We start from the raw sequence: 15,149 nt of genomic DNA on the forward strand, positions 1-15,149 counted from the left end.
ATGAAACGCAAAATCTTCCCGATCGTCGCCGGTGCTCTTGCCGGACTTGGGTTGGCCGATCCCGCCTTGGCGCAGGATGTCGTCGACCCAACCGCGATCATCGTTGCCGAGACCGTTTCCGGCGGTACCGGCTATATTCTCAACACGCTGCTTTTTCTTATCGGCGGTTTCCTCGTGATGTGGATGGCGGCAGGCTTCGCGATGCTCGAGGCCGGGCTGGTCCGCTCCAAGAACGTGTCGGTCCAGTGCCTCAAGAACATCGGCCTCTATTCGATTGCCGGCCTGATGTTCTGGGTAATCGGCTATTCGATTGCCTATCCGGGCTTCGAAGGCGGTTTTATCGGCGTCGCCGATTTTCCTTATGCCATGCAGGGCGTGGGCGAGGCGGACACCGGGACCGGCTATTCGGTCGCGTCCGACTGGTTCTTCCAGATGGTGTTCTGCGCCACCACCGCCTCGATCGTCTCGGGTGCAGTGGCGGAGCGGGTCAAGCTGGTACCGTTCTTCATCTTCGTCACTGTGCTGACCGGTTTCATCTATCCGGTGATCGTCAGCTGGGAGTGGGGCGCTGGCTGGCTCGACGCGATGGGTTTCTCAGATTTCGCGGGCTCCACCCTGGTCCATTCGACCGGCGGCTGGGCGGCGCTGATGGGTGTGCTGATCATCGGCCCGCGGCTGGGCCGTTACGGCAAGGACGGCAAAGTCGCGGTATTCCCGGGTTCGAGCATTCCGCTCGCCACGCTGGGCACCTTCATCCTGTGGCTTGGCTGGTTCGGTTTCAACGGCGCCTCGCAGTTGGCCATGGGTACGGTGGGCGATGTCTCCGACGTGTCGAAGATATTCGTCAATACCAACATGGCTGCCGCAGCAGGTGTGGTGGTCGCGATCATCGCCACCCAATTGCGCTACAAGAAGGCGGACGTCACCATGGCGCTCAACGGCGCACTTGCCGGCCTGGTGGCGATCACCGCGGAACCCCTTACGCCCAATGTCGGAATGGCCATCGTGATCGGCGGGATCGGCGGGCTGCTGCCGGTGATCTTCGTGCCGATCCTCGACAAGCTCAAGATCGACGATGTCGTGGGCGCAATCCCGGTTCATCTCGTTGCCGGCATCTGGGGCACGCTCGCCGTGCCGCTGACCAATGCGGATGTGCCGTTCCTGGCGCAGCTGATCGGCGTGGTCGCCACCGGTATCTTTGTCAGCGCGCTGTCCGCCATCGTCTGGTTCGCGATCAAGGTCACCGTCGGGGTGCGCCCGAGCGAGGAAGAAGAATTGGCTGGGCTCGATATCGGGGAAACCGGCATCGAAGCCTATCCGGAATTCGCCCGCGCCTCCGGGTCCTGAAGTTCGGCGGGGGCGCTTCTCTCTCTCCTCTCGGTGCCCCCGCCACACCGTGTTCCTCCTGCGAACACCGACTACGAAGGGCCGGAATCTCGCAAGAGGTTCCGGCCCCTTTTTAGTGACGACCGAGCACCGGCACGCACGCAAAAGCGGGGCGCGGCTTTGCGTTTAGGCGAGCGCCGTATTCACGAAATCGGCGCAGCGTTCGCCGATCATGATGCTGGGCGCATTGGTGTTGCCCCCCACCAGCCGCGGCATGATGCTGGCATCGGCCACCCACAGCCCGTCGATCCCGCGAACCTTGAGCTGGGGATCGACCACGCTGTCCGCGTCGCCGCCCATGCGGCAAGTGCCGACGGGGTGGTAGACCGTGTCGGCGCGGTCGCGGATCAGATGGTCGAGCGCGGCATCGTCCTCGAGATCGACCGGATAGCGATCCTTGGGCGCATATTGCGCCAGCGCCGGTGCCCCGGCGATGCGGTGCGACAGCCGTACGCCCTTGCGCAGCACCGCCATGTCGCGATCGTCGGCGAGGAAGTTGGGATCGATTACCGGCGCATCGGCGGCGTTGCGCGATGCCAGCCGAACGGTGCCGCGGCTCTCGGGGCGCAGCACGCAGGCGTGGAGCGAGAAGCCGTGGCCCTTCACCTTCGTGCGGCCGTGATCCTCGAGCATTGCGGGGACGAAATGCCATTGCACATCGGGCGCGGGCGCATCGTCCATCACTGTCCAGAACCCGCCCGCCTCGGCATAGGGGGTGGTCATGATTCCGGTCCGCTTGCGGCGATGCTCGATAATGGCCTTGGCCATCCGCACCGTGCCCGCCAGGCTGTCGCCGATGAAACCGGTGCTCTCGGTCTGCCAGCTCGAGACGTAGTCGATGTGATCCTGCAGGTCGGAGCCGACTGCGGCGCAATCGCGCTTCACCGTGATCCCGTGCTCCGCCAGATGCGCGCCCGGACCGATCCCGGACAGCATCAGCACCTGCGGCGAATTGAACGCGCCCGCCGACAGCACCACCCCGCCGCGCGCGCGCACCGTGCGCCGCTTGCCGCCGACCGAATAGGTCACCCCGGTCACCCGGCCATCGTCGATCTCGATCTTCTGGACCGTTACCCCGATCCGGACGTCGAGGTTGCGGCTGCCCCGTTTCGGCTCGACATAGGCCCGCGCGGCGGACCAGCGTTCGCCGTCTTTCTGGGTCACCTGATAGAGGCCGAAGCCTTCCTGGCGCGCCCCGTTGAAATCGCGATTATGCGGCCATTGCAGCTGCGTCGCCGCCTCGACGAAATCGCGGCTGCCTTGGTTGGGCCAGTGCTGGTCCGAGACGTGCAGCGGGCCGTCGCCGCCGTGGAATTCATCCGCGCCCTGCTCGTTGCTCTCGGCGCGTTTGAAATAGGGCAGCACATCGTCATAGGTCCAGCCGCTGCAGCCCAGCTCGGCCCAGTGGTCGTAATCCCAGCGGTGGCCGCGGATGTAGATCATGGCGTTGATCGCCGAGGAACCGCCCAGGCCGCGGCCGCGCGGCTGATAGCCGGTTCGCCCGTTCAGCCCCTTCTGCGGCACCGTCTCATAGCGATAGTTCGAGCTCTGGCGCAGGAAGGGCATGAAGCCCGGCGTCTTGACCAGCATGGTGTTGTTGCGCGGCCCAGCTTCCAGCAGACACACGCTCTTGCCCGCTTCGGCCAGCCGTCCGGCAACCGCGCTGCCGCCGCTGCCGCCCCCGACAACGATCACATCGAATTCGTCCATGGTTTCTCCTCTTCCGCCGGAGAGGTTACGCAGGCTCGCCGCTTCCCGCAATCGGGTTTTCCTCTGCAACCGGTTTGCCGGCTTGGCCGCCGCGCCGTGATTCCCAGCGTGCGCGGATCGTGGCGCTGGTCTCGCGGCTGCCGTCGTGGCTCCAGCCGGGTTCGCGCAGCAGGTAGGAGAGCTTGTGCTTCCACGGAGCGCGCCACACGTCCTGCGCGATCCCGACCCATTCGTGGAACACCGCCCACAGCAGGTTGAAGCTGCCGAGCTGCTTGACGATGCCGTAGCGGATCGCCTCCTCCTCGGGGCGTTCCTCCTCGAAAGTGCCGAACATGCGATCCCAGACGATGAACACGCCGGCATAATTGCGGTCGAGATAGCGCGGATTGGTGGCGTGGTGGACGCGGTGGTGGCTCGGCGTGTTCATCACCGCTTCGAACCAGCGCGGCATCCTGCCGATCGCCTCGGTGTGGATCCAGAACTGGTAGATCAGGTTGAACCCCGAAACGATCGCAATCATCGCCGGATGGAAGCCCAAGAAGATCAGCGGCAGGCTGAAGGCGAAGGACAGCGCGAAGAAACCCGTCCAGGTCTGCCGCAGCGCGGTGCTCAGATTGTAATGCTGGCTCGAATGGTGATTGACGTGGCTCGCCCAGAACCACCGCACCCGGTGCGCCATGCGGTGGAACACGTAATAGAGCAGATCGTCGAGGACGAAGGCGAGCGGCCAGGCCCACCACACCGCCCACCAGGTGTCGCCGAAATCGAACAGGCGATAGTCGTAGAGCCACAGCGATGCGGCCAGGATCGCGCCGCCGAACACCACGCCCGCGACCGTGCTGCCCAGCCCGAAAGCCAGACTGGTGAGCGTATCGCGCGGTTCGTAGGCATGGGGGCGCTGGCGTCGTGCCCAGAGCATCTCCGCCAGCACGAGCAGGACGAAGACCGGGACGGCATAGGCGACAGGATCGAATTCGGGCATGTCAGTGCTGTTTTATACTCTCGATATGCTGGACCCAGGCTGAAGGCTGGTCGAGTTCGAGCCTGACCCCGCCATAGCGCCGTTCCGCCGTATCGACCACCACCGCGCCCGCGTCGATAGTCGCGCTCGCGGCGGGGGTCAGGACCCGACCGGCGAAATGGGTCCCGTGCTGGCGCAGCAGCAGGATTTGCCCGGCGGCATCGCGGAGCAGCGCGGCACGGCCTTCGCGGTCGAGCGCGACTTCGACCGGTTCGAAGCCGTCGACCGCATCGTTGGCTTCGCGGCGTGCGTCGTCGTCGTTCTGCAGACGGCGTGGCGGACCCAGCCTGAGCCACCAGGCCAGCGCCGCCAGAGCGGCGATCGCGGCAAGCGACCCGACGAATTGCAGCAGGGCGGGGGGAAATTCCATCGCCGCACGGATTGGCACGGCGCGCCGAATGCGGCAAGCAGGGGCCTCAACAGGGAAGCGCACAATGAAACCATCCGTCCGTCTCGCAAGCCTGGCCCTGTTCGCCTTCCAGCCGCTGCTGATCCAGCCCGCCTTCGCGCAGGCCGCAGATCCGGTCGCGATCGTCGAGGGCGAGGCCGGGCGCACGCAGCGGGTGGCGCAGCAATTGTGGGACTGGGCCGAGCTCGGCTATCTCGAGACCCGCTCGACTCGGTTGCTGCAGGACGAGTTGGCGGCGGAGGGCTTCACCATCACCCCCGGCGTGGCCGAGATCCCGACCGCCTTCGTCGGCGAGTGGGGCGAGGGCGGGCCGGTGATCGCGATCCTCGCCGAATTCGATGCGCTTCCGGGCATCTCGCAATCCGCCGCGCCGAGCCGCGAGCCGCTTGCCGACAAACACGCCGGCCACGCCTGCGGGCACAATCTGTTCGGCGCCGGCTCGCTCACCGCGGCGATCGCGGTCAAGCGCTGGCTCGAGGCGACCGGCACCCCGGGGCGCATCCGGGTTTACGGCACGCCGGCCGAGGAAGGCGGCTCGGGCAAGGTCTATATGGCACGCGCCGGGCTGTTCGACGATGTCGACACCGCGATCCACTGGCACGCCGCCGACGAGAACAGCGCCGCAGCGCAGACCAGCCTCGCCAACCGTTCGGCCAAGTTCCGCTTCAAGGGAGTGTCGGCCCATGCCGCCGCCGCGCCCGAACGCGGACGGTCGGCGCTCGACGGGGTCGAGGCGATGAACATGATGGTCAATATGATGCGCGAGCACACCAGCATGAACACCCGCATCCATTACGTCATCACCGAGGGCGGCTCGGCGCCCAACGTCATCCCCGACAGCGCCGAGGTGTTCTACTACGTTCGCCATTCGGATGCCGACGAGGTACGCGCGCTGTGGGAGCGGCTCGAGGCGGCGGCCGAGGGCGCCGCGCTGGGGACCGGGACCGAGGTAAGCTGGGAGATCATCCACGGCAACAACCCGCTGCTGGTCAACCAGTCGCTGGCGCGGGTGATGGATGCCAAGCTGCGCGAGGTCGGCGGGGTCGCCTACACCGCCGAAGAACGCGCCTGGGCGCAAGAGATCGCGACGAGTTTCGGCGCAGCGGCCCGGCCGCTGGAAAGCGCGGGCCAGGTCCAGCCCTATGGAACGACGCTGGGCTATGGCTCGACCGATGTCGGCGATGTCTCCTGGGCGACGCCGACCGTGGGCCTGACCGCCGCAGGTTGGGTGCCCGGAACCAGCGCGCACAGCTGGCAGGCGGTTGCGGCAAGCGGGCATTCGATCGGCGCCAAGGGCGCTCAGGTGGCGGCGAAGGCAATGGCGCTGATGGCGGTCGAACTGTTCCGGAACGACGAACTGCGCGCGGCGGCGAGGGCGGAGTTCGACGCCGCGAGGGGGCCGGACTACGTCTACCGCTCGCTGCTCGGCGACCGCGATCCGCCGCTGGATTTTCGCCGCTAGGCCCCTCTCGCGAGACTAGCGCTGCCGATCTATCTCTGCGCTTGTTCGGCGAGTTCGATCAAGGCGGGACGGATCGGCCCCAGATCGTAGCCGGCAGCTTGGGCGGCGCGTTCGATGCTGGCCGGATCGCGTCCCCCGCGTGCTTCGGCCAGCGCCCACAGCAGCGTCGAGCGCGTGCCGGTGCGGCAATAGGCGAGGATCTTGCCTTCCGCATCGCCCAGAGCCGCTTGCATCGCCGCAATCCTCGCCATGTCGAACCCGGATGAATCGATCGGAATCGCGGCATAGTCGATCCCCGCAGCCCGCGCCGCGGCCTCGATCGTCTCGCCGTCGGGCTGGCCGGGCGCTTCGCCGTCGGGACGGTTGTTGACGATCAGCGTCACGCCTTGGGCCGCGGCCCGGGCGATATCGTCGGGTGCGATCTGCCCGGCGGCAAAGACCGTATCGGAGAGCGGCTTAAACTCGCTCATGCTCCGGCTGCCATGGCTTCACGGGCCTTCTGCCGGCGGTTGCGCTGGACGATGTTGAGGATTTCCACCCCCACCGAGAAGCCCATCGCCGCGTAGATATAACCCTTGGGCACATGGAAGCCGAAGCCATCGGCGATCAGAACCACGCCGATCATCACGAGGAAGGCCAGCGCCAGCATCACCAGCGTCGGATTGTGTTCGATGAAGCGCGCCAGCGGATCGGCCGCCACCAGCATGACGCCCACGGTGATCACCACCGCCGCGACCATGATCGGGATGTGGTCGGTCATGCCGACCGCGGTGAGGATCGAATCGACCGAGAAGACCATATCGATGGCGATGATCTGCACGATCACCGCGCCGAAAGTTGCGGTCGCTGCCTTGGCGACACCGGGAGTCTTGTCGAGCAGATCGCCCGAATCGTCCTCGGGCTCCATCGAATGGTGGATTTCCTTGGTCGCCTTCCACAGCAGGAACAGCCCGCCCGTCAGCAGGATCAGGTCGCGTCCGGAAAAGGCGGTATCGAAGCTCGGCTCGCCGTGAGGGGTGGGCTGCCCCTGGATGCCCAGATCGAACAGCGGGGTCTGCAAGGTCACGAGCCAGCCGATCAGCATCAGCAGCCCGATCCGCATCACCAGCGCCAGAATCAGGCCGATTCGCCGCGCACGCTGCTGCTGATGCTCGGGCAGCTTGTTCGACAGGATCGCGATGAAGATCAGATTGTCGATCCCGAGCACCACTTCGAGCGCGATCAGGGTGAGCAGCGCGAGCCAGGCGGCGGGATCGGAGAGCAGTGCAAGGATATCCATGGCGCGCCTTTGCCGGTCTGCAGGGAATTTCGCAACATGAACTTCACGGGAACAAGCAGCGAATAAGGCCGCGAATTCGCACGCGAAAATGTCACATTTTCGCGTCAGACCGGCGCCTCACGTTAAAACATTCGCATGACCGTGGCTTTGGGGTTATGTAGCGTGCTGTAATAGGTGGGGCTTTCCGGCGAATCGGTCCCCGCTTGCGCCGGGTTCGCCATGCGGCCCGCGATCCGGCGTTTCACTTGCGGGGCGGCGCGATAAGGTAAGTTTTGAATCATGGGTTACGATAGAGGCCGCCGTCGGGGACGGGACAAGCGCGATGGATTTGGGGAAGACGGTTTCGAGCCAATGGGTGGCCCGTCGGAAGGTTTCGGATCATCGGGTGGTTTTGGCGGCGGCTTCGGCGGCGACCGGGGCGGCTTTGGCGATCGCGGCGGCCAAGGTGGCGGCGGCGGTTTCCGCGGCGGTGGCGGCGCAGGGCGTGGCGGACCGGGCGGCGGTGCAGGCGCTGGCGGCGGCGGTTTCAGCCGGATGCCCGCGCAGGTAGTCGGTACCGGCAAGGGCAAGGTCAAATTCTTCAACGCGCAAAAGGGCTTCGGCTTCATCCAGCAGGATGGCGGCGGTGAGGACGTGTTCGTCCACATCAGCGCCGTCGAACGCGCGGGGCTCGAGAACTTGGGCGAAGGTCAGGAGTTGGAATTCAACCTCGTCGATCGCGGCGGCAAGGTTTCCGCACAGGATCTCCAGATCGTCGGCGATGTGGTTCAGACCGAATCCGCCAGCGGCCCGCCCAAGCGCGAGCTGACTGGCGACAAGGCGACCGGCACGGTCAAGTTCTTCAATTCGATGAAGGGCTTCGGCTTCATCACCCGCGACGACGGGCAGCCCGATGCTTTCGTGCATATCAGCGCCGTCGAGCGTTCGGGCCTTTCGGGCATCGACGAAGGCCAGCGTTACGAGTTCGATCTCGAGGTCGACCGACGCGGCAAGTATTCGGCGGTGAACCTCGTTCCTGCCAGCGAATGAGGTGAGCCGCGCCGCCACGGTTTGACCGCCAAGGTTTGACCGCAACGGTTTGACCGGGCGCGCGCGACTCAATAGACGCCGAAGGACACGTGAATGGCGGCTCCCTCACGGGGCCGCCATTTGCATTTGCCCGCCCGTGCTTTCGCCCCCACATTCCTTTCGATCCATCATTCGCTCCGGAGGCCCCATGTCGATTTCGCCGCTGATGCCCGTCTATCCCCGCTGCGGCGTTCGCCCGGTGCGCGGTGAGCATTGCCATTTGATCGACGAGGACGGCACGCGTTATCTGGACTTCGCCAGCGGGATCGCGGTCAATCTGCTCGGTCACAGCCATGAAGGCCTGATCGGCGCGATCCAGCGCCAGGCCGAGACGCTGATGCATGTCTCCAACCTCTATGGCAGCCCGCAGGGCGAGGCGCTGGCGCAGCGGCTGGTCGATGTCACCTTCGCCGACACTGTGTTCTTCACCAATTCGGGCGCCGAAGCGGTCGAGACCGCGATCAAGACCGCGCGCGCCTATCACCAGCACGAGGATGGCGATGCCAACCGCACCGAGCTGATCACCTTCACCAACGCCTTCCACGGCCGCACCATGGCGACCATCAGCGCCTCCAATCAGGAGAAGATGCACAAGGGCTTCGAGCCGCTGCTGCCCGGCTTCGTCTATTGCGAGTTCGACGATCTGGAAGCCGCGCGCGCGCTGGTCGGGCCGCGCACCGCGGGCTTCCTGGTCGAGCCGATCCAGGGCGAGGGCGGGATCCGCCCCGCCAGCCAGGCTTTCATGCAGGGCTTGCGCGATCTGGCCGACGAACACGATCTGATGCTGGTGCTCGACGAGGTCCAGTGCGGCGTCGCCCGCACCGGCAAATTTTACGCGCACGAGCATTACGGCGTCGATCCCGATATTCTCGCCAGTGCCAAGGGCATCGGCGGCGGCTTTCCGCTGGGTGCCTGCCTTGCGACCGAGAAGGCCGCCCGCGGCATGACCTTCGGCACCCATGGTTCGACCTATGGCGGCAACCCGCTGGCGATGGCCGCAGGCACTGCGGTGATGGACGCGGTGGCCAACGAGGCCTTCCTCGCCGAGGTCACCGAAAAGGGTGAGCGGCTGCGTGCCCGGCTCGAGCAGTTCATCGGCAATTATCCCGAGCTGTTCGACAGCGTGCGCGGCAAGGGGCTGATGCTGGGTCTGCGGATGAAGATCGAGAGCCGGCCCTTCTTCGTCCATCTGCGCGACAATCACCAGCTGATGACCGTGGCGGCGGGTGACCAGACGCTGCGCGTGCTGCCGCCGCTGGTGGCGGGTGATGCGGAATTCGACGAATTCTTCGACAAGCTCTCCGCCGGTGCCGCGAGCTTTACCATGCCCGAGCCCGCCTGATGGCTGGCGGGGGCACCGGTGCTGCGATGCAGGGGCGCAGCTTCCTCGACCTTAGCGATGCCGGCGGCGATGCGATCGCGGCGATGATCGGCGATGCGCAGACCCGAAAGGCGGCGCGGTTCGACAGTTCGGGGGGATGGCCCAAGGGGCGAGCCGATGCCGATGCGCCGCTGGCGGGGCATGTACTGGGAATGATCTTCGAGAAGAACTCGACCCGCACCCGCGTCAGCTTCGACATCGCGATGCGCCAGCTCGGCGGCTCCGCTCTGATCCTCGATGCCGCGACAACGCAGCTGGGTCGAGGCGAAAGCATCGCCGACACCGCGCGGGTCCTGAGCCGGATGGTCGATGCCATCATGATCCGCACCGACGATCACGCCAAGGCGCAGGCGCTCGCCGAGCACGCCACCGTGCCGGTCATCAACGGGCTCACCGACCGCTCGCACCCCTGCCAGATCGTCGCCGACCTGCTGACCGTGATCGAACACGGCAAGCCGCTCCCGGGGCTCGAACTGGCGTGGCTGGGCGATGGCAACAACGTGCTGCATTCGCTGCTCGAGGCGGCGGCGTTGATGAAGTTCGACATCCGCGTAGGCGCGCCCGAAGGCTACGATCCGCAAGACGAATTCCTCGCCATGGCGCGCGATGCCGGCTGCCGGGTCACGGTGACCCGCGATGCCGCCGAAGCGGCGCGCGGCGCGGATGTCGTCGTCACCGACACCTGGGTCTCGATGGGGCAGGAGCATGCCGAGGCCAAGCTGGCGGCGATGGCGCCGTTCCAGGTGGATGCAGCGCTGATGGCGCTGGCCAGGCCCGATGCGCGCTTCCTGCACTGCCTGCCCGCCCATGTCGGCGAGGAGGTTTCGCAGGAAGTGTTCGAAGGTCCGCAGTCGCTGGTCTTCGACGAGGCCGAGAACCGCATCCACGCGCAGAAATCGATCCTGCTGTGGTGTCACGGGAAATTGTCGACCGGCTGAAGGCTCGTCTGACAAGTCCGGGCCTTAAAAGCGAAGCATCCGCGCCCCATATGGCGCGGATGACCGATCACGAAGAAACCTACTCCGAGCGCACGCTCGGTTTCAGCATCCCCTCGCGCGACGCCCGCGGCCGACTGGTGCGGCTCGACCGCACCGTCGACGAAATCCTCTCGGCGCATGCCTATCCGCCCCCGATCGCCAATCTGCTGGGCGAGGCGCTGGTGCTGACCGCGCTGATCGGCAGCCTGCTGAAGGACGACGGCTCTCAGGTCACCATGCAGGCGCAGACCGAAAGCGGTGCGGTGAATCTGTTCGTCTGCGACTATCGGGGAGGAGCGCTGCGCGGCTATGTCGATTTCGACGCCGATGCACTCGCCGAACTCGGTGCCAATCCCACGCTCTATGCGCTGTTCGGCAAGGCCTATCTCGCGCTGACCTTCGACATGACCGACGGCCGCGGCCGCTATCAGGGGATCGTTCCGCTGGAGGGCGAAAGCCTGGCGCGCGCCTGCGAGGGCTATTTCGTCCAGTCGGAGCAGCTGCCGACGCTGATTCGCACCTCTGTGACGACCGGCCCCAAGGGCTCCCGCGCCGCGGGGATGCTCGTCCAGCACCTCGCCGATGGCGAGGAAGGACGCGAGCGGCTGCACGTCCGGCTGGACCATCCCGAATGGGAGCATGTCGCGGTCATGGCGGGGTCGCTGCGCCACGACGAATTGCTCGATCCCGAACTGTCGCTGGAGGCGATCGTCTGGCGATTGTTCCACGAGGAAGAGGAAGTGCGCGCTGCGCGCGGTGCCGCGATAGAGCGCGGTTGCCGCTGCACCTCCGAACACTACCGCTCCGTCCTGACCCGCTTTCCCGAAGCCGAACGGGCCGAGATGCGCGACGAGGAGGGTATGATCGTGGTCGATTGCGCCTTCTGCTCGCGCCAGTTCCCCATCGCCGCCTGACCGTTTGATCGATGGCAGAGCACGGTTCATCTATGGTATGGGTAAGCTTGGCGGAATGGCCGCTAGTTTCGACCCGGAAGCGAGGTGTCACATGCGCAAACATCTTCTGACCGCGCTGGCTGGTCTTGGCATTGCCGGCAGCTTGGCTCTGGCGGGTGCGCCATCGATCGCGCAGAATGCGACCCTGGCGATGCTGGGCGAGCTCGATAGCGGCCAATGGGAATTGCGGTTTCGCGACGATGCGCCGAGCCAGCGGATCTGCCTGCGCAACGGCACCGAGCTGCTCCAACTGCGCCACCGCGGGGGCAATTGTAATCGTCTGGTGGTGGAAAACGGCGCCAAGCAGGTGACCGTGCAATACACCTGCCCCGGCAATGGCTATGGTCGTACCAGCGTGCGGCGCGAGAGCGCGACGCTGGTGCAGGTCGACAGCCAGGGCATTGCCGGGGGCAGGCCGTTCCAGTTTTCCGCCGAAGCGCGCCGCGTGGGTTCCTGCCGCTGACGCTTGCGCCGCTGCAAGCGCCGCCCTAGCGCGGCAGCCATGAACGATCCTGATAAGAAGAACCTCGGACCCGCGGTCGTGTTGCTCTCGGGCGGGCTGGATTCGATGGTAACGGCGGCGCTTGCCCGCGAGGCCGGACGCGAACTCTACGCCCTCACCGTGGATTACGGTCAGCGGCATGTCCGCGAGATCGAGTCCGCGCGGGCCATCGCCAGGCGGCTGGGCGCAGCGCGCCATGTCGAATTGCCGCTCGATCTGCGTCGCTTCGGCGGATCGGCCCTGACCGACGACATCGAGGTACCCAAGAACGGGCCCGAAGACGGGATCCCGGTCACCTATGTGCCGGCACGCAATCTGGTCTTTCTCGCGCTCACCACGGCCTTTGCCGAAACCGTCGGCTCGCGCGACATCTTCATCGGGGTGAATGCGCTGGACTATTCCGGCTATCCCGACTGCCGCCCGGAGTTCATCGCCAGCTTCGCCGAGACTGCCCGCCTCGGTACCAAGCAAGGGGTCGAGGCGGGTGCCTTTACCATCCACGCGCCGCTGCAGCACATGACCAAAGCCGATATCGCGCGCGAATGCGTGCGTCTGGGTCTCGATCCGGCGTGGAGCTGGTCCTGCTACGATCCGACGCCGGAGGGCTATGCCTGCGGCGCCTGCGATTCCTGCCGCTTGCGGCGAAAAGGCTTTGCCGAAGCGGGGCTTGCCGATACCACCCGCTACGACGGGGAACATACCCCGGATGGAGGGAGTGGACATTGACCGAGCCGACCAAGACTGCGCCAGCGACCGGCGTACCGACGCTCGAACCCGACGCGAAGGTCCCGGCCTACAGCTGGTACGCGCTGAGCGTGCTGGTACTGGTCTATGTGCTCAACTTCATCGACCGGAACATCCTCTCGATCCTCGCCAACGACATCAAGGCGGATCTCGGGCTGACCGATGCCGATCTGGGCTTTCTCTACGGCACCGCGTTCGGCGTATTCTACGCCCTGTTCGGCATCCCGCTTGGTCGGTTGGCGGATAGCTGGCACCGTGTGCGGCTGATGACGATCGGCCTGGCGCTATGGTCCATGATGACGGCGCTGTCGGGTTTCGCCAAGAACGGCACGGTCCTGACCGGAGCGCGGATCGGCGTCGGTGTCGGCGAAGCCAGCGCCAGCCCGGCCGCCTATTCGCTGATTTCCGACTGGTTTCCCAAGAAGATGCGCGCGACCGCGCTCGCGATCTATTCGGCCGGGCTCTACATCGGCGGCGGCATTTCCCTGCTTATCGGCGGGTTGATCGTGGAAGGCTGGAACGACGCCTATCCCGGCGGCGGCCCGCTGGGGCTGGTCGGCTGGCAGGCGGCGTTTCTGGTGGTTGGCCTGCCGGGACTGCTGCTGGCGATCTGGGTGTTCACCCTGCGCGAACCGGCTCGCGGCGCGATGGACGGGCTCGATCAGAAGCCCACCGGCAATCCCTTCCGCGGGTTTCTGACCGAGCTATTCGCCGTCATCCCGCCCTTTACCTTCATTTCTGCGGCGCAACGGGGCACCAAAGCGTTGCTGACCAATGTTCTCGCCGCGGCGCTGTTTTTCGCTCTCGCTTGGATAATGGGCGGTCTGACCGACAACTATCAGCAATGGGGGGCGATCGCGATCGGCTATTACGCCGTCTTCTCCTGGGCGATATCGCTGCGGCAGCGCGATCCGCCGACTTTCAAGCTTATCTGGGGGAACCCGGCGTTTCTCTTCACGATCCTGGGCTATGGAATGGTGGCCTTCGCGTCCTATTCGGTGTCCTTCTGGGCGGCGCCCTATGCCGAACGCGTGCTCGGTGCCTCTAAAGCGGTACTCGGGTTCTGGATCGGCGGCGGCGGTGCGCTGGGCGGCTTTCTGGGGGTCATAATCGGCGGACGTGTCTCCGACTGGCTGCGCGAGCGCAATCCGGGCGGGCGTCTGATCGTCGTCGCCTTCGGGGTGCTGGCGCCGGTCATCCCGCTGATCATCGCCTTCACGACCGACGATGTCGTGCTGTTCTACTTCCTCAACTTCGTGCTGTCGCTGTTCGGGAGCTCGGCGCTGGGCGCGGCGGCGGCGACCACCCAGGATCTCGTGCTGCCCCGGATGCGCGGCACCGCGACCGCCACCTTCTTCCTTTCGACGACGCTCGTGGGTCTGGCGCTCGGGCCCTATATGGCCGGCCAGGTCTCGACCCTGACCGGCAGCCTGTCGACCGGGGTGCTGTCGATGCTGGTCGCCGCCCCGATCGGAACGGTGCTGCTGTATTTCGCCTATAGGACGGTTCCGGAGGCCGAGCGGACGCTGGTGGAACGCGCCGCGGCGGCGGGAGAGCCATCCGCCTGATGCGGATGCTCCCCCGCCGCGACGGGGCACTCATCTAGCTGAGGCCAGGGCGCGGCTCAGCTACTACGCTGCAACACACCGCAGGCGATGCGCGAACCGGCGTCGCCGGCCGGATCGGTGCGATAGTCGTCGGCGCCTGCATGGACCACCACGGCTGTGCCATCCGCATCGAAGATTTCTTCGAGCGCCCTTTCCGGCGTGTCGCTGACATCGAAGGTGGCGCTGGCGCTGCCCGAGGCGCCAACCTGCAGATTCGGCATATCACCCAGATGGGGGCCGCCTGGAGACAGGCGCCCATGATTGCGATCATAGGGGTTGAGATGGCCACCGGCGCTGGTGAAATCCGGGGCGCGGCAGCTGCCCGTGGTGTGCAGGTGGAACCCATGCGGCCCCGGCTCCACGCCCGTCACGGTCACCGCCATCGATAGCTGGTCGCCGTTGGAAAGCAGCCGCGCGGACCCGGCAGGCTGACCATTGGCGAAGCTCAGCGAAGCCGTACCCACCTGCTGCGTCGCTAGCTCATCGGCGACGTCGTCGGCCAGATTGTCGATGGTCGAGCAGGCGGAGAGCGCGGTTGCGCCCAGAAGAATCATCGGAAAGCGAAAGGACATAGAAGGTCTCCCGAGAGGTTGGGGGGGTGTACTCGGTAGACCAACGAAAAAGGGGCCGGATTGCTCCGGCCCCTTTGA

General features: G+C 65.9%; 15 protein-coding genes. 9 read left to right on the forward strand and 6 right to left on the reverse strand.

Annotated elements, in window-relative coordinates; translation table 11 throughout:
- A complete protein-coding gene (locus tag Q9K01_RS13630; protein ID WP_305930672.1) occupies nt 1-1,347 on the forward strand; it encodes an ammonium transporter family protein in 1,347 nt (448 codons plus the stop codon).
- A 165-nt stretch (nt 1,348-1,512) separates the two neighbouring features.
- On the opposite strand, the gene Q9K01_RS13635 is transcribed toward Q9K01_RS13630, so the two are convergent.
- The 3 genes from Q9K01_RS13635 to Q9K01_RS13645 are packed head-to-tail and all read right to left on the reverse strand — an operon-like array spanning nt 1,513 to nt 4,487.
- Nucleotides 1,513-3,096: a GMC family oxidoreductase gene (locus tag Q9K01_RS13635; protein ID WP_305930673.1), complete on the reverse strand. Its 1,584-nt coding sequence runs from the start codon at nt 3,094-3,096 to the stop codon at nt 1,513-1,515.
- A 25-nt stretch (nt 3,097-3,121) separates the two neighbouring features.
- Nucleotides 3,122-4,078, reverse strand: coding sequence for a sterol desaturase family protein (locus Q9K01_RS13640; RefSeq protein ID WP_305930674.1), 957 nt, complete (start codon nt 4,076-4,078; stop codon nt 3,122-3,124).
- Between the two features lies 1 nt (nt 4,079).
- Nucleotides 4,080-4,487, reverse strand: a complete 408-nt coding sequence (locus Q9K01_RS13645; RefSeq protein WP_305930675.1) for a hypothetical protein — start codon at nt 4,485-4,487, stop codon at nt 4,080-4,082.
- A gap of 64 nt (nt 4,488-4,551) precedes the next feature.
- Here Q9K01_RS13645 and Q9K01_RS13650 point away from each other — a divergent pair, with 64 nt between their 5' ends.
- Nucleotides 4,552-5,988, forward strand: a complete 1,437-nt coding sequence (locus Q9K01_RS13650; protein WP_305930676.1) for an amidohydrolase — start codon at nt 4,552-4,554, stop codon at nt 5,986-5,988.
- Between the two features lie 29 nt (nt 5,989-6,017).
- Here the strand turns inward: Q9K01_RS13650 and Q9K01_RS13655 are convergent, their stop codons facing one another.
- Nucleotides 6,018-6,458 carry a protein tyrosine phosphatase family protein gene (locus tag Q9K01_RS13655; protein WP_305930677.1) on the reverse strand — a complete coding sequence of 147 codons (441 nt, stop codon included), beginning with the start codon at nt 6,456-6,458 and terminating at the stop codon, nt 6,018-6,020.
- Nucleotides 6,455-7,267 carry a TerC family protein gene (locus tag Q9K01_RS13660; protein ID WP_305930678.1) on the reverse strand — a complete coding sequence of 271 codons (813 nt, stop codon included), beginning with the start codon at nt 7,265-7,267 and terminating at the stop codon, nt 6,455-6,457. Before Q9K01_RS13660 ends, Q9K01_RS13655 begins: the two co-directional genes overlap by 4 nt.
- Before the next feature lie 279 nt (nt 7,268-7,546).
- On the opposite strand from Q9K01_RS13660, the gene Q9K01_RS13665 reads away from it, so the two are divergent.
- From Q9K01_RS13665 to Q9K01_RS13695, 7 genes are all read left to right on the forward strand, one after another.
- A complete protein-coding gene (locus tag Q9K01_RS13665) occupies nt 7,547-8,296 on the forward strand; it encodes a cold-shock protein (protein WP_305930679.1) in 750 nt (249 codons plus the stop codon).
- Between the two features lie 187 nt (nt 8,297-8,483).
- Complete coding sequence (locus Q9K01_RS13670; RefSeq protein ID WP_305930680.1) at nt 8,484-9,677, forward strand: aspartate aminotransferase family protein; 1,194 nt, start codon at nt 8,484-8,486, stop codon at nt 9,675-9,677.
- Nucleotides 9,677-10,654 (forward strand): ornithine carbamoyltransferase, encoded by a 978-nt coding sequence (gene argF / locus Q9K01_RS13675; RefSeq protein ID WP_305930681.1) that lies wholly within the window; start codon nt 9,677-9,679, stop codon nt 10,652-10,654. Before Q9K01_RS13670 ends, argF begins: the two co-directional genes overlap by 1 nt.
- A gap of 59 nt (nt 10,655-10,713) precedes the next feature.
- A complete protein-coding gene (gene hslO / locus Q9K01_RS13680; RefSeq protein ID WP_305930682.1) occupies nt 10,714-11,607 on the forward strand; it encodes an Hsp33 family molecular chaperone HslO in 894 nt (297 codons plus the stop codon).
- Nucleotides 11,608-11,698: 91 nt separating this feature from the next.
- Entirely contained in the window at nt 11,699-12,109 is a 411-nt protein-coding gene (locus Q9K01_RS13685; RefSeq protein ID WP_305930683.1) for a DUF3617 domain-containing protein, read from the forward strand.
- A gap of 39 nt (nt 12,110-12,148) precedes the next feature.
- Nucleotides 12,149-12,874 carry a 7-cyano-7-deazaguanine synthase QueC gene (queC, locus tag Q9K01_RS13690; RefSeq protein ID WP_305930684.1) on the forward strand — a complete coding sequence of 242 codons (726 nt, stop codon included), beginning with the start codon at nt 12,149-12,151 and terminating at the stop codon, nt 12,872-12,874.
- On the forward strand, nt 12,871-14,460 hold the full coding sequence (locus tag Q9K01_RS13695; protein ID WP_305930685.1) for an MFS transporter: 1,590 nt from the start codon (nt 12,871-12,873) through the stop codon (nt 14,458-14,460). The genes queC and Q9K01_RS13695 overlap by 4 nt, the downstream gene beginning before the upstream one ends.
- A gap of 56 nt (nt 14,461-14,516) precedes the next feature.
- Here Q9K01_RS13695 and Q9K01_RS13700 read toward each other — a convergent pair whose 3' ends face one another.
- On the reverse strand, nt 14,517-15,071 hold the full coding sequence (locus tag Q9K01_RS13700; protein ID WP_305930686.1) for a superoxide dismutase family protein: 555 nt from the start codon (nt 15,069-15,071) through the stop codon (nt 14,517-14,519).
- Nucleotides 15,072-15,149 lie beyond the last annotated feature (78 nt).

It is taken from the genome of Qipengyuania benthica (genome assembly GCF_030717865.1).
GTDB classification, from domain to species: Bacteria; Pseudomonadota; Alphaproteobacteria; order Sphingomonadales; family Sphingomonadaceae; genus Qipengyuania; species Qipengyuania benthica.

Excerpts from the sequence above, each read along its gene's own strand:
- Q9K01_RS13665 (WP_305930679.1), top strand. The coding sequence starts at position 7,547 with ATGGGTTACGATAGAGGCCGCCGTCGGGGACGGGACAAGCGCGATGGA.
- Q9K01_RS13660 (WP_305930678.1), bottom strand. The coding sequence starts at position 7,267 with ATGGATATCCTTGCACTGCTCTCCGATCCCGCCGCCTGGCTCGCGCTG.
- Q9K01_RS13640 (WP_305930674.1), bottom strand. The coding sequence starts at position 4,078 with ATGCCCGAATTCGATCCTGTCGCCTATGCCGTCCCGGTCTTCGTCCTG.
- Q9K01_RS13630 (WP_305930672.1), top strand. The coding sequence starts at position 1 with ATGAAACGCAAAATCTTCCCGATCGTCGCCGGTGCTCTTGCCGGACTT.
- Q9K01_RS13635 (WP_305930673.1), bottom strand. The coding sequence starts at position 3,096 with ATGGACGAATTCGATGTGATCGTTGTCGGGGGCGGCAGCGGCGGCAGC.
- argF (WP_305930681.1), top strand. The coding sequence starts at position 9,677 with ATGGCTGGCGGGGGCACCGGTGCTGCGATGCAGGGGCGCAGCTTCCTC.
- Q9K01_RS13685 (WP_305930683.1), top strand. The coding sequence starts at position 11,699 with ATGCGCAAACATCTTCTGACCGCGCTGGCTGGTCTTGGCATTGCCGGC.
- Q9K01_RS13700 (WP_305930686.1), bottom strand. The coding sequence starts at position 15,071 with ATGTCCTTTCGCTTTCCGATGATTCTTCTGGGCGCAACCGCGCTCTCC.
- hslO (WP_305930682.1), top strand. The coding sequence starts at position 10,714 with ATGACCGATCACGAAGAAACCTACTCCGAGCGCACGCTCGGTTTCAGC.
- Q9K01_RS13645 (WP_305930675.1), bottom strand. The coding sequence starts at position 4,487 with ATGGAATTTCCCCCCGCCCTGCTGCAATTCGTCGGGTCGCTTGCCGCG.
- Q9K01_RS13655 (WP_305930677.1), bottom strand. The coding sequence starts at position 6,458 with ATGAGCGAGTTTAAGCCGCTCTCCGATACGGTCTTTGCCGCCGGGCAG.
- queC (WP_305930684.1), top strand. The coding sequence starts at position 12,149 with ATGAACGATCCTGATAAGAAGAACCTCGGACCCGCGGTCGTGTTGCTC.
- Q9K01_RS13670 (WP_305930680.1), top strand. The coding sequence starts at position 8,484 with ATGTCGATTTCGCCGCTGATGCCCGTCTATCCCCGCTGCGGCGTTCGC.
- Q9K01_RS13650 (WP_305930676.1), top strand. The coding sequence starts at position 4,552 with ATGAAACCATCCGTCCGTCTCGCAAGCCTGGCCCTGTTCGCCTTCCAG.